Source organism: Pseudomonas brassicacearum (assembly GCF_003732225.1).
In the GTDB taxonomy this organism is placed as follows: domain Bacteria; phylum Pseudomonadota; class Gammaproteobacteria; order Pseudomonadales; family Pseudomonadaceae; genus Aquipseudomonas; species Aquipseudomonas brassicacearum_E.
Genome location: NZ_MOBJ01000009.1, coordinates 443437 through 455521, shown reverse-complemented (window position 1 = coordinate 455521; position 12085 = coordinate 443437). Strand labels below are relative to the sequence as shown.

12 protein-coding genes and 1 tRNA gene are annotated in these 12085 nt (G+C 59.0%); 9 read left to right on the top strand and 4 right to left on the bottom strand.

Annotated elements, in window-relative coordinates:
* Positions 1-78 precede the first annotated feature (78 nt).
* Both BK659_RS15740 and BK659_RS15735 read left to right on the top strand, forming a co-directional pair.
* Positions 79-1704: an NADP-dependent glyceraldehyde-3-phosphate dehydrogenase gene (locus BK659_RS15740; RefSeq protein ID WP_123425926.1), complete on the top strand. Its 1626-nt coding sequence runs from the start codon at positions 79-81 to the stop codon at positions 1702-1704.
* Between the two features lie 30 nt (positions 1705-1734).
* Positions 1735-2814 carry an FUSC family protein gene (locus BK659_RS15735; RefSeq protein ID WP_185015381.1) on the top strand — a complete coding sequence of 360 codons (1080 nt, stop codon included), beginning with the start codon at positions 1735-1737 and terminating at the stop codon, positions 2812-2814.
* Between the two features lie 7 nt (positions 2815-2821).
* Here BK659_RS15735 and BK659_RS15730 read toward each other — a convergent pair whose 3' ends face one another.
* Positions 2822-3715, bottom strand: coding sequence for a DMT family transporter (locus tag BK659_RS15730; RefSeq protein WP_123425925.1), 894 nt, complete (start codon positions 3713-3715; stop codon positions 2822-2824).
* A gap of 133 nt (positions 3716-3848) precedes the next feature.
* Here BK659_RS15730 and BK659_RS15725 point away from each other — a divergent pair, with 133 nt between their 5' ends.
* Together BK659_RS15725 and BK659_RS15720 are read left to right on the top strand one after the other, a co-directional pair.
* A complete protein-coding gene (locus tag BK659_RS15725; RefSeq protein ID WP_019690796.1) occupies positions 3849-4286 on the top strand; it encodes an Lrp/AsnC family transcriptional regulator in 438 nt (145 codons plus the stop codon).
* 57 nt (positions 4287-4343) lie between these two features.
* A complete protein-coding gene (locus tag BK659_RS15720) occupies positions 4344-4673 on the top strand; it encodes a YceK/YidQ family lipoprotein (RefSeq protein WP_123425924.1) in 330 nt (109 codons plus the stop codon).
* A 64-nt stretch (positions 4674-4737) separates the two neighbouring features.
* On the opposite strand, the gene BK659_RS15715 is transcribed toward BK659_RS15720, so the two are convergent.
* The gene (locus BK659_RS15715) at positions 4738-5409 is read right to left on the bottom strand and encodes a Bax inhibitor-1/YccA family protein (RefSeq protein ID WP_123425923.1); all 672 of its coding nucleotides are present in this window, start codon (positions 5407-5409) and stop codon (positions 4738-4740) included.
* A 124-nt stretch (positions 5410-5533) separates the two neighbouring features.
* On the opposite strand from BK659_RS15715, the gene BK659_RS15710 reads away from it, so the two are divergent.
* Positions 5534-5621: transfer RNA gene (locus BK659_RS15710), tRNA-Ser, on the top strand.
* Between the two features lie 236 nt (positions 5622-5857).
* On the opposite strand, the gene BK659_RS15705 is transcribed toward BK659_RS15710, so the two are convergent.
* Positions 5858-6430 carry a TetR/AcrR family transcriptional regulator gene (locus BK659_RS15705; RefSeq protein ID WP_185015398.1) on the bottom strand — a complete coding sequence of 191 codons (573 nt, stop codon included), beginning with the start codon at positions 6428-6430 and terminating at the stop codon, positions 5858-5860.
* Positions 6431-6579: 149 nt separating this feature from the next.
* Here BK659_RS15705 and BK659_RS15700 point away from each other — a divergent pair, with 149 nt between their 5' ends.
* The 4 genes from BK659_RS15700 to BK659_RS15685 all read left to right on the top strand — a co-directional run bounded on the left by BK659_RS15700 (position 6580) and on the right by BK659_RS15685 (position 10505).
* Entirely contained in the window at positions 6580-7680 is a 1101-nt protein-coding gene (locus tag BK659_RS15700; protein WP_123425922.1) for an alkene reductase, read from the top strand.
* Between the two features lie 39 nt (positions 7681-7719).
* Positions 7720-8508, top strand: a complete 789-nt coding sequence (locus tag BK659_RS15695) for an SDR family NAD(P)-dependent oxidoreductase (RefSeq protein WP_123425921.1) — start codon at positions 7720-7722, stop codon at positions 8506-8508.
* 82 nt (positions 8509-8590) lie between these two features.
* Positions 8591-9460: an alpha/beta fold hydrolase gene (locus BK659_RS15690; RefSeq protein WP_123425920.1), complete on the top strand. Its 870-nt coding sequence runs from the start codon at positions 8591-8593 to the stop codon at positions 9458-9460.
* A 46-nt stretch (positions 9461-9506) separates the two neighbouring features.
* Entirely contained in the window at positions 9507-10505 is a 999-nt protein-coding gene (locus tag BK659_RS15685; RefSeq protein WP_123426097.1) for an NADP-dependent oxidoreductase, read from the top strand.
* 579 nt (positions 10506-11084) lie between these two features.
* On the opposite strand, the gene BK659_RS15675 is transcribed toward BK659_RS15685, so the two are convergent.
* On the bottom strand, positions 11085-11972 hold the full coding sequence (locus BK659_RS15675) for a LysR family transcriptional regulator (protein WP_185015380.1): 888 nt from the start codon (positions 11970-11972) through the stop codon (positions 11085-11087).
* Positions 11973-12085 lie beyond the last annotated feature (113 nt).

Below are 12085 nucleotides of genomic sequence, written 5' to 3'. Positions count from 1 at the left end.
CTGACAGGTCTTGACCTCATGGCAGTGTCTGGCGATAAAAACCTTATCCGCATCACCCAATCCAGACGGGGTAGCGACATGACCACAGCAAACATCCTCGGCAACCTGTTCCCGACCGCCGCCGACATCCCGGAGCAGTACCGCCTCGACGGGCAAACCGAACAACGCGAATACCTTGTCGATGGCGTTCTGAAGATCTGGAACGGCCCCTTGGCAGTGGTTCGCAGCCCGGTCTACCTGGCCAGTGACAACGCTGATGAACAAGTCATTCTCGGCAGCACGCCACTGCTCGACGCCGACACCGCGCTGACGGCCCTCGACGCTGCCGTCCGCGCCTATGACCGTGGTCAGGGCAACTGGCCAACGATGCGGGTGGCCGAGCGGATTCAGCATGTCGAAGCGTTCCTTAGCCGCATGCGCGAGCAACGCGAGGCGGTGGTCAAGCTGCTGATGTGGGAGATCGGCAAGAATCTCAAGGACTCGGAAAAAGAGTTCGACCGCACCTGCGATTACATCGTCGACACCATCAACGCCCTCAAGGAACTCGACCGTCGCTCCAGCCGTTTTGAACTGGAGCAGGACACGCTCGGCCAGATCCGCCGCGTACCGCTCGGCGTCGCCTTGTGCATGGGGCCTTACAACTACCCGTTGAACGAGACCTTCACCACGCTGATTCCGGCGCTGATCATGGGCAACACGGTGGTGTTCAAACCGGCCAAGCTCGGCGTCCTGTTGATTCGCCCGTTGCTGGAAGCCTTCCGCGACAGCTTCCCGGCCGGGGTGATCAACGTGATCTATGGCAGCGGCCGCGAGACCGTCAGCGTGCTGATGGCCAGCGGCAAGATCGATATTTTTGCCTTTATCGGCACCAACAAGGCCGCCAGCGACCTGAAGAAACTTCACCCGAAACCGCACCGTTTGCGCGCCGCTTTAGGGCTGGACGCGAAGAACCCCGGCATCGTGCTGCCCGAGGTTGATCTGGACAATGCGGTCAACGAAGCCGTCGCCGGTTCGCTGTCGTTCAATGGCCAGCGCTGCACCGCGCTGAAGATCCTCTTCGTCCACGAACAGGTGGTCGACCGTTTCATCGAGAAATTCAACCATAAGCTGGCCTCTCTCAAACCGGGCATGCCGTGGGAAAGCGGTGTATCGCTAACCCCGCTGCCAGAGTCAGGCAAGGTCGATTACCTGCACGGGCTGGTGGACGATGCCGTGAGCAAAGGCGCCAAAGTGGTGAACGAGAATGGCGGCCAGGCACGCGGTTCGTTCTTCTATCCGGCGGTGCTGTACCCGGTGACCACCGACATGCGCGTCTATCAAGAAGAGCAGTTCGGCCCGGTAGTGCCTATCGTGCCTTATCGTGACCTGGACACGGTGATCGACTACGTCCTCGAGTCAGACTTCGGTCAGCAACTGAGTCTGTTCGGCACCAATCCCGTCGAGGTTGGCCGGTTGGTGGATACCTTTGCCAACCAGGTCGGGCGGATCAACATCAACGCCCAGTGCCAGCGCGGCCCGGATACCTTCCCGTTCAACGGGCGCAAGAATTCGGCCGAAGGCACGCTGTCGGTGCACGATGCGCTGCGGACATTTTCGATCCGTACGCTGGTCGCCACCAAGTTCCAGGAGAGCAACAAGGAACTGATCAGCGACATCATCCGCGGACGGGAGTCGAGTTTCCTGACCACCGACTATATTTTCTAGAGCGCACACCGAGGATACCCCGCGAACCCGATGACAGCCCTTCGATCATCCCGACTGCCACCGTTGCTGCGTCGGCTGCTACGTCCGCTACTGGACCCGTACCGGCGCTATCGCAACGCGAAACTGATCCACGCCGTGCGGGTGTCGCTGGGGCTATTGGCGACGATTCTGCTGACCACCGGGATTAACCTGCCCCATGGTGAATGGGCGTCGGTGACCATGCTGGTAGTGATCGGCGGGTTGCAGCACCACGGCAACATCGGCAAGAAAGCCGCCGAGCGTGCGTATGGCACGCTGATCGGCGCTGGCGTGGGTTTGCTGCTGGTGGCGCAGCAGGCCTGGCTCGGCCTGCCATGGCTGACCTACTTCGGCATGTCGGTGGTCTGCGGGTTCTTCTCTTACCACGCAATTGGCAAGGGCGGCTACACCGCGCTGTTGTCGGCGATCACCGTATTCATCGTCGCGGGTCATGGTGATAATCCGGTAACCGACGGGCTCTGGCGCACGGTCGATATCCTCATCGGTATCGTCCTGGCCCTGGCCTTTTCCTTCGCGCTACCGCTGTACGCGGTCTACTCCTGGCGCTACAAACTCGCCAGTGCGTTACGCGACTGCGCGAGCATTTACAGCCGGATCATCAGTGGCCAATCGGTCACCGACGACCACTACCTGAAGATGCTGGGACGCCTCAACGGCATGATGGTGCAACTGCGCTCGCTGATGCCTTCAGTGTCCAAGGAAGTTCGAATCTCCATGACCGAACTGGACGCCCTCCAGCGCAACCTGCGGATGTGCATCAGCACTCTGGAAATCCTCGCCAACACCCGCCCCGAAGCAAGCGACGAACAGGCCATGGCGCAAATGCAACTGGCACTGAAAGCCGAGCACCGGCAGGTTCGCGTTTTACTGATTGGCATGGCCCGGGCGCTGCAATCTGGTACGACACAACGCCTGGAGCGCACGACCGATGAAACCGCACCGCAGACCGCCATGGGCACCCCGGTCTATAGCGCGCTCGACGGTTACCGATTACTGACCCGACAACTGACCGCCAACCTGAATGGCATGCGCCAGCGCTTGGTGAAGACTGCGCCGCGCTGGAAAATCTGAACGTCGGTCACTGCGTCGCGACTTTACGAACGCCGTTGCCCCAACCTTGTTGCATGCCGGCGGCGGCCAGCAGAATCGCGATCACACCGACCCATTGCAACAGTTCGAGGCGATGGCCGAAGGCGAACCAGTCAACGAAAATCGCCGCAATCGGGTAAATGAACGACAGTGCGCCGGTCAGTGCGGTCGGCAGTTTCTGAATCGCGCCGTAAAGCAGCACATACATCACGCCGGTGTGCACGATGCCCAGGGTAAGCAAACTGGCCCAGGCACTGGGTTGTTGCGGCAACGCAGAAAAATTCGCCCAGGGCGCAAGCAACAGCACGCCGGTGCAGACCTGAACCAGCGCGATCAAGTGCGGTGGCGTGCCTGTCAGGCGTTTGATGATCAGCGCGGCAAAGGCATAAAGCAGTGCGGCGCCCAAGGCCAGTGCAATCCCCAGCAGGTATTCACCACCTCCCGCGCCCTGCTCGCCATGCGCACTGACGATCGCCAGCATCCCGAGAAACGAAACACCCAGCCAAAAAAGCTTTTGTGCGGTGATTTTCTCGCCCAGAAACAGCGCCGCCAGCCCAACCAGCATGAACGGTTGCACGTTGTAGACCGCCGTGCCAATGGCAATCGAAGCCCGGGAATAGGAGGCAAACAACAGCACCCAGTTACCGACAATCGCAACCCCGCTGAGCACCGCCAGCAAGAATGTGGTGCGGCTCAAAATGCCCGGGCGCAGGAAGCCGAACGCTGCGCAAATCAGCAGCAAGGTCGCAGCGCCGAACACACAGCGCCAGAACACCACGTCCAGCACCGGCTGGCCGGAGACCAGCACGAACCATCCGATGGTCCCGGAAATAAGCATGGCGGCGGTCATTTCCAACGTACCACGGCGCAGTGTTGTATCCATGATCAGGCTCCTCGATATGAGCCCAAAGTATGCCAATCCAGCGCCGCGCTACTCCAGAGTGAAATGCAGGCTAAACTGCCAGTTCACCTTTTTTATCAAGGCAGATTCAAGCATTTGCCTAATGGGGGTTTGCATGACTGACGACATTGACCAACTGCTGATCGCAGCCCTCATGGAAGACTCCCGACGCTCGCTCAAGGCTCTGGCACAAATCAGCGGCCTGTCATCGCCCAGCGTCGCCGAGCGCCTGCGCCGGCTCGAAGAGCGTGGTGTGCTCAAGGGCTACACCGTCGACATCGACCCCAAATGCTTCGGTTATCAACTGCAGGCCATCGTCCGTATCCGCCCGCTGCCCGGTCAGTTGCAGAACGTAGAACGGCAGATACAGGCCATTCCCGAGTTCACCGAATGCGACAAAGTCACCGGCGATGACTGCTTCATCGCGCGCCTGCACGTGCGTTCGATGGAACAACTGGACACCCTGCTCGACCGCCTCAACAGCTATGCCGAGACCAACACCGCAATCGTCAAGAAGACCCCGGTGAAACGGCGGCTGCCGCCGATGGCGTGAGTGCTGTTTTGTTCCGAACCACGTAGATTGAGGGTTTTCCGGCGAAGGATTGGCGGTATGAAAACTCAGGCACTATTGTTGGCGGCGCTGATGCTCGCCGGGTGCGGCACCATTCAAACGGTTGCGCGCCCTGACGCTGTGGCCATAAAGAGCCTCAAGGAACAGAAAAGCTACTGCGGCGCCGTCCCCCGAATCTACAGCGGCGTGGCCTACGATTTCTGCACACTGAATGCTCCACTGCATTCAGGCATCGATGAACAGGACCACAAAAACGCTACGCCCGTCGTCCTGATCGACGCACTCATTTCCGGCGCACTCGACACCCTGCTGTTGCCCTACACCGTTTACCGACAACAGGCCGACGGCAGCATCATCGTCACCGAGTGAGTCCTGCCCGAATGCCAGATAACAAAAAACCCGCTGTAGCGGGTTTTTTGCTCAAGGCTGGCGATCAGTCATCGCGGCTCATGATGCCAAACAGCTGCAACAAGCTGATGAACAGGTTGTAGATCGATACATACAGGCTGATGGTCGCCATGATGTAGTTACGCTCGCCGCCATGAATGATGGCGCTGGTCTGGAACAGAATGCAGACCGAAGAAAACAGCACGAAGCCCGCGCTGATCGCCAGTTGCAGACCGCTGATCTTGAAGAACATGCCCGCCAGCGTCGCGCCCAGCAGGACGAAGAAGCCAGCGGTGATGAAACCACCGAGGAAGCTCATGTCCTTGCGGGTGATCAGCACATAGGCCGACAGACCGCCGAATACCAGCGCAGTCATCGCAAAGGCCGAGCTGACCACTTCAGCGCCGCCTTGCATGCCCAGGTAACGGTTGAGAATCGGGCCCAGCAGGAACCCCATGAAACCGGTCAGCGCAAACGCCGACACCAGGCCCCACGCCGAGTCACGGAGCTTGTTGGTCAGGAAAAACAGACCGTAGAAGCCGATCAGCACCACAAACACGTTCGGGTAGCCGACACGCATCTGCTGAGCGACGAACGCCATCACACCGCTGAATGCGAGCGTAAGGGCGAGTAAGCCATAAGTGTTGCGCAGGACGCGGCTAACCTCTAGCTGCTCAGCCTGCACGCTGTTATTAACTGCGTAATCCTGTTCGCGCATGGCGACACTCCTGTAGGTTTGAAACGTTCAGTCGCAAAGATCATAACAGACGCTCTGTAACAAGCTATGCAGAGAGTTTGACAGTGTGTTTCATTCAGGTATTATGGCGCCCGCAACGCAATACGGAGGTGTGGCCGAGTGGTTTAAGGCAACGGTCTTGAAAACCGTCGACTGTAACAGGTCCATGAGTTCGAATCCCATCGCCTCCGCCATATTTGTACGACAAAGCCCTGATTATTCAGGGCTTTGTCGTTTCTGGGGTTTGAGATTTCTGCGTCGACCTTTCCGGATCGTTTCCGCATCTTTTTGGTCATTTCCGCAACCCTCTCATTTCGCAACACAACCCATCCCGCTCGAAACAAACGAGTCAAAAAGTTTGTAGCGTGTTTTTATTGCACAGATAGCCAGCTCGCGCTTTGCATTAATCTCCGCTCAACATAGGTTCAACTTAATCGACCGGCAACGAAGCCAACATTTCCGCGCGGCACACCTCAAGAATTTCGTCCGCCAGGGCGGAATCATCCGGGCAGGCACGCGACAGGATAATCGCGCCGACGGCCCGCGACAGCAGGTCGATCATCTTCTTTCGCCCCTCACCCGCCTCGGCATCAGGCCCTGTAGGGTATTTCTCGCCCAGAGTTTGCAGGGTGTGTTCAATGCCCTCGGCAAACGTTGCTTTCACCTCATCCGACTGGCGCGCCGCGTCGCCGCCCAACGCGGCCATGGTGCAACCGTCGCCACGCCCGTCGCGATGCTCTCTGTTCACATAGACGTTGATGAAGCCCGCAACATCCAGCGCTTGGGCGCCTGTCAGCGATTTGGCCAGACTGCACGCCGAAGCTTCGGCCATCAGATCGGCCTTAGACCCGAAGTGCTTGTAGAAGCCGCCATGGGTGAAACCGGCAGCCGCCATGAGGTCCGCCACACCGACGCCGTCAAAGCCGCGCTCACGGAACAGCTCTGAGGCTGTTTCAACAATGTGCTCTCGATTGGCCTGCGCCTGGGCCTTGGTCACTCTCACGTGCAATACCTCGTGTTCAGCGGGAAATCCTGCGTCCAATGATACATAGATGTTACCCATAATCAAAACCATTGACAGTTTAGATTTCGATCATCATCCTAATTGCAGGCACCACCGATCACCATCAACGGGCACGGAAGATTCATCAGATGACCAAGCAGACTCTGTTCACCCCTTACATGCTAGGCAGCCTCACGCTGTCGAACCGCGTCGTTCTCGCGCCGCTGACACGCAACCGCGCCGGCCAAGGTTTCGTCCCCAGCGAATTGGCGGCGACCTACTACAGCCAACGCGCCAGCGCCGGTCTGCTGATCAGCGAAGCCACGCAGATTTCCCGACAGGGCCAGGGTTATCAGAACACTCCCGGGATCTATACCCAGGCGCAGATCGACGGCTGGCGTGCAGTCACCGATGCTGTGCATGCCAAGGGCGGAAAAATCTTCCTGCAACTGTGGCATGTCGGCCGCGTCTCCCACGTTGATCTGCAAGAAAACGGCGCAGCACCGGTGGCACCTTCCGCACTGCGCGCCGCCACCAAAGTGTTCGTCAACAACCGCTTTGAAGACGTCTCCGAGCCGCGGGCACTGGACATCAGCGAACTGCCGGGGATCGTTGCCGACTTCCGCCAGGCGGCGGCTAACGCTATCGCCGCCGGGTTCGATGGCGTCGAAATTCACGGTGCCAACGGCTATTTGCTCGATCAATTCCTCAAGGACAACGCCAATCTGCGCACCGATGTTTACGGCGGATCGATTGAAAATCGTGCACGTCTGTTGCTCGAAGTGACGGCAGCGGTGATAGATGAAATCGGTGCGGACCGCACCGGCGTGCGTCTGTCGCCGGTGTCACCAGCCAATGGCGTATCCAGCAGCGATCCGCAGGCGCAATTCGACTACGTCGCCGAGCAACTCGACGCCCTCGGCGTGGTTTATCTGCATGTCGTCGAAGGCGCGACCGGTGGCCCGCGTGACGTGGCGCCCTTCGATTTCGCTGCCCTGCGCCAGCGCTTCAAAAACACCTACATCGCCAATAACGGCTATGACCTGGACCTGGCGACTTCGAAGCTCGCTGAAGACCAGGCCGACTTGATCGCCTTCGGTCGCCCGTTCATTGGCAACCCGGATCTGGTGGAACGCCTGAAACGTGGCGCGCCGTTATCCGCGTTCAATCCCGCCACCCTCTATGGCGGCGGTGCGGCAGGCTACATCGACTACCCGACACTGGCTGAATCGAGCGTCAGCGCAAGCTGAGCGCGTTCTGTTTCTCACATTCTGAAAGAGAGATAACCCATGAGCACTCGCCCTACTGTTCTGATCACTGGCGCCTCCACCGGCATTGGCGCGGTCTACGCCGAGCGCTTCGCGCAACGCGGTCACGATCTGGTCCTGGTCGCCCGCGATCAGGCGCGCCTCGACGCACTGGCTGTGCGCTTGCGCAACGAACACGACGTCGCCGTCGATGTGATCCCGGCGGACCTGACCCAACCCGGCGATTTAACCACCGTTGAAAACCGCCTGCGCGACGACGCCCGCATCGGCATCCTCGTTAATAACGCCGGCGCCGCGTTGTCCGGCAACTTCGTCGATCAAAGTACCGACAATGTGGCGCAACTGGTCGCCCTCAACACCACCGCGCTGGTGCGCCTCGCCAGCGCCATCGCTCCACGCCTGGCCAAGGCCGGCAACGGTGCGATTATCAACATCGGTTCGGTGGTGGGCCTGGCGCCGGAGTTCGGCATGACGGTCTACGGTGCGACCAAGGCCTTTGTCCTGTTCCTGTCCCAGGGCCTGAGCCTGGAACTGTCGCCTCAGGGCGTCTACGTGCAAGCGGTGCTGCCCGCCGCCACCCGCACGGAAATCTGGGATCGCTCCGGCGTCGACATCAACACCTTGAGCGAAATCATGGAGGTAGGCGATCTGGTGGATGCCGCCCTCGTCGGTTTCGATCGTCGTGAACCGGTGACCATCCCGCCGTTGCACGAGGCGCAGCGCTGGCATGACCTGCAGGGCGCACGTCAGGGCCTGCTGGGGCAAATCCGTCAGTCTGCGGTTGCCCAGCGCTACCAGACCCCACAGTGATCTTTAGGTAGCGAGCACTCGCGGCAGATTCGATGCAGGCCCAAGTCACTGCATCGAATCCGACCCGCTGTCCGGAGCAGCAATGAATTCAATTCAGACAAATCCCCTTTCCGCTTCGCCAACTTTGTTCATCAATGCGGCGAACCAGTCGATCACGGTCAACGGCACTCCCTTCGCCTATCGCGACATCGGCCCGCGCGTCGGCGTGCCCCTCGTACTGTTCAACCACTGGGGCGCGGTGTTGGACAACTTTGACCCAGCGATCATCGATGGTCTGGCGCAAACCCGTCGCGTCATTACCACCGACTATCGCGGCATCGGCGGTTCGGGTGGAACCGCGCCACTGACCGTCGGCGAGATGGCTGACGACGCCATCCAGCTGATCCAGGCGCTGGGGCTGGAAACCGTTGATGTGCTGGGTTTCTCCCTCGGCGGCTTCGTCGCTCAGGACCTCGCCCTGAAGGCGCCTGATCGGGTGCGGCGGCTGATTCTGACCGGCACCGGACCGGCCGGTGGCGAGGGTATCGACAAGGTCGGCGCAGTGTCGTGGCCATTGATCCTCAAAGGTTTGCTGACCCTGCGCGATCCCAAGTTCTACCTGTTCTTCACCTCGACAGCCAATGGCCGTCGATCCGCCTCGCAGTATTTGCAGCGCCTGCGAGCACGCAAACACAATCGCGATAAGGGCCCGACGCCCCGCGCTTTCCTGCGGCAGTTGAAAGCCATCACCGCGTGGGGCCAACAGGCGCTGCAAGACCTCGAACGCTTGCGGATGCCGACGCTGATCGTCAACGGCGACACCGACATCATGGTGCCCAGCGTCAACTCGCTTGAGCTGGCCAAGCGAATCCCCAGCGCAGAACTGGTGATGTATGAGGATGCCGGTCACGGCGGCATTTTCCAGCACCACGCTGATTTTGTGGCCAAAGCTCAGGCGTTCCTCGATGCCTGACCACGCGCCGACTACCCTCCTGATAACCGACAAGAGCCGCACCCCGATGAAAGCCTTTCTGATTGACCGCTATGGCAAGCAACCCGGACGCCTCGGCGAAGTGCCCGCGCCCGCAGTGGGTGCTCACGATGTGTTGATCGAGGTCCATGCCAGCAGCGTCAACGTGCTGGACTCGAAGATCAGCAGCGGCGAATTCAAGCTGATCCTGCCCTACGCGTTTCCGCTGGTATTGGGCAATGACCTGGCGGGCGTGGTGAGAGAAGTCGGTTCGAAGGTGACACGCTTCCAACCGGGTGACGAGGTGTACGCCCGCCCGCCGGAAACGCGGATCGGCACCTTCGCTGAGTTGATCGCGGTGAACGAAAACGCGATCGCCCTGAAACCGGCCACTACCAGCATGGCGCAAGCCGCGTCCCTGCCCTTGGTAGCACTCACCGCCTGGCAGGTTCTGGTGAAAACCGCTCGCCTGCAAAAGGGCCAGAAGGTGCTGATTCACGCCGGCTCCGGTGGCGTCGGCACGGTGGCCATCCAGCTCGCCAAACACCTCGGTGCCTTTGTCGCGACCACCACCAGCACCGCAAATGTCGAATGGGTCAAGGCGCTGGGGGCTGACGTGGTCATCGACTACAAAAAGCAGCACTTCGAGAGTGTCCTGCACAGCTACGACGTGGTGTTGAATAGCCTCGGCGCCGATGTTCTGAAGAAATCACTCAAAGTGCTCAAGCCCGGTGGCCAACTGATTTCCATCTCTGGGCCACCCACCGCACAATTCGCAAAGGAGCAAGGTTTGTCCTGGCCGTTGCAGCAGGTCATGTGCCTTTTGAGCCTGGGTATTCGGCACAAGGCACGCAAGCAGGACGTCAGCTACACGTTTGTGTTCATGCGTGCCAACGGCGCGCAGTTGCAGCACATCACCGCGCTGGTCGAGGCCGGCATTATCAAACCGGTGCTTGACCGTGTCTTCACCTTTGATTCAACGGCAGAGGCACTGAAATACGTCGAACAGGGACGCGCCAAGGGCAAAGTCGTTATTTCGATCAAATGACTACGCTGCCTTTCGATGAGTCGATTGACGAGCCTGAGCAACGTTCAGCGAACACGCATTCTTCATCCGCGCTGCCCGAAGTGAATGCATCAGCGTTTCAGAAACAGGAAGCGCAGCAAACAGACGCGCTGCCTGTTACGCCACCAGTGATCCTCTGGCGTCGTTTGATGCTTGAGCAGTAGAGACTGGTTGCATAAAAGTAGCCCAAGCGTGGATAGCTTCGAATATCGCTAACGCCACTTAGTTGTTTGTGATGGGAAGGAGTGGAGTGAATGATTCTAGCCGGAAGGGGAAAGTCGGAAACTGCTGCTTTCGGCCAGAAGCGGTCGGTGATCCAAATAAATAAATCTGCCCCCGTTTTCTTAACCGCATGAGATGAGCGTTGCACCTTTGATTTAGAGATGCATCGAATCGGCGTTGGCAATAAATCAGGACACTTTTGAGAGGCAAGCCCTGCAGTCCGGTGTGACTACTTAAAGCCCCGTTGACGAGCAAGAATTGTGAGTGTGCAGCGATTTTCGCCCAAGGGGCCGCCATGCTGATGGTTCTCCGCTCGCACCCTGGCCGTGGCCTAGGAGGCTATTTAGGTCGCTCATGGAATGCAGCAAAAACATCCGCCATAAAATCCATGAAAACGATGGCTCGCTGGGGCAGCAGCCGATTCGCTAAGTATACGATTTGGATCGGAACGGGTGGCGCCACGTATTCGTTAAGCAGCAATTGAAGATTGCCACTTCTCAGCCCTTCCTCATATAGCCATTGAGGCCCCTGCGCGATTCCCAATCCTGCATTGACGTACTCACGTATCGCCTCAGGGGAGTTGACACGCAGTCGTCCGGAGATCGGGACATCAGTATCCTTAAACCGCCAGTTGGTTCCAGTGGATAGCAGGGTATAAATGAGGCAGTCGTGTTCCTTAAGGTCATCAGGCGAAGAGGGAGAGCCATGTTTCTCTAGGTACGCACGGCTGGCAACGCACACACGCTCGAACCACGCTAGTGGCCGGGCTCGCATTGCACTGTCCTCCAGGTGCCCAATACGAATCGCGAGTTCTGCGCCCTCATCGACTAAATTGACGTAGCGATCATTGATTTGAAGATCGAGCGACAGTTCGGGATAGCGCCCTAGAAAGCTCGCGACGTGCGGTACGATGAAGGAGTGGGCCAATGCGGTCGGGCAAGCGACGCGCAGTAACCCAGACGGCGCTACGTTCCCTCTCAGTGAGGACTCTGACTGTTCCACTGAGTCCAGAATACGCCGCGCATCTGCGTAGTACCGTTCACCCTCGGGCGTGAGCATCAGCTTTCGCGTGGATCGGTGAAGCAGCCTGGTTTGCAAATGGTTTTCAAGAGCAGCGACGTAACGACTGACGTTCGGTTGCCCTAGTCCTAGATCACGCCCCGCAGCAGAAAAACTACCTGTCTCGACAGCGCGTACAAAACAGCTCATCAGCAACAACCGATCCATCACGCCCCTTTTCATGCAGATTTCGCATGAGATCTATTCTATTTGCTCATCTTATCAGCGCACTGACATGAATACATAGTTGCTCTCAGAAGGTCAGTCGTCCGGCTGGCCGC

Bases quoted from the DNA above. Each gene is read 5' to 3' on its own strand.
- BK659_RS15700 (WP_123425922.1), top strand. From the start codon at position 6,580: ATGACCAAGCAGACTCTGTTCACCCCTTACATGCTAGGCAGCCTCACG.
- BK659_RS15695 (WP_123425921.1), top strand. From the start codon at position 7,720: ATGAGCACTCGCCCTACTGTTCTGATCACTGGCGCCTCCACCGGCATT.
- BK659_RS15735 (WP_185015381.1), top strand. From the start codon at position 1,735: ATGACAGCCCTTCGATCATCCCGACTGCCACCGTTGCTGCGTCGGCTG.
- BK659_RS15720 (WP_123425924.1), top strand. From the start codon at position 4,344: ATGAAAACTCAGGCACTATTGTTGGCGGCGCTGATGCTCGCCGGGTGC.
- BK659_RS15730 (WP_123425925.1), bottom strand. From the start codon at position 3,715: ATGGATACAACACTGCGCCGTGGTACGTTGGAAATGACCGCCGCCATG.
- BK659_RS15685 (WP_123426097.1), top strand. From the start codon at position 9,507: ATGAAAGCCTTTCTGATTGACCGCTATGGCAAGCAACCCGGACGCCTC.
- BK659_RS15740 (WP_123425926.1), top strand. From the start codon at position 79: ATGACCACAGCAAACATCCTCGGCAACCTGTTCCCGACCGCCGCCGAC.
- BK659_RS15725 (WP_019690796.1), top strand. From the start codon at position 3,849: ATGACTGACGACATTGACCAACTGCTGATCGCAGCCCTCATGGAAGAC.
- BK659_RS15675 (WP_185015380.1), bottom strand. From the start codon at position 11,972: ATGGATCGGTTGTTGCTGATGAGCTGTTTTGTACGCGCTGTCGAGACA.
- BK659_RS15690 (WP_123425920.1), top strand. From the start codon at position 8,591: ATGAATTCAATTCAGACAAATCCCCTTTCCGCTTCGCCAACTTTGTTC.
- BK659_RS15715 (WP_123425923.1), bottom strand. From the start codon at position 5,409: ATGCGCGAACAGGATTACGCAGTTAATAACAGCGTGCAGGCTGAGCAG.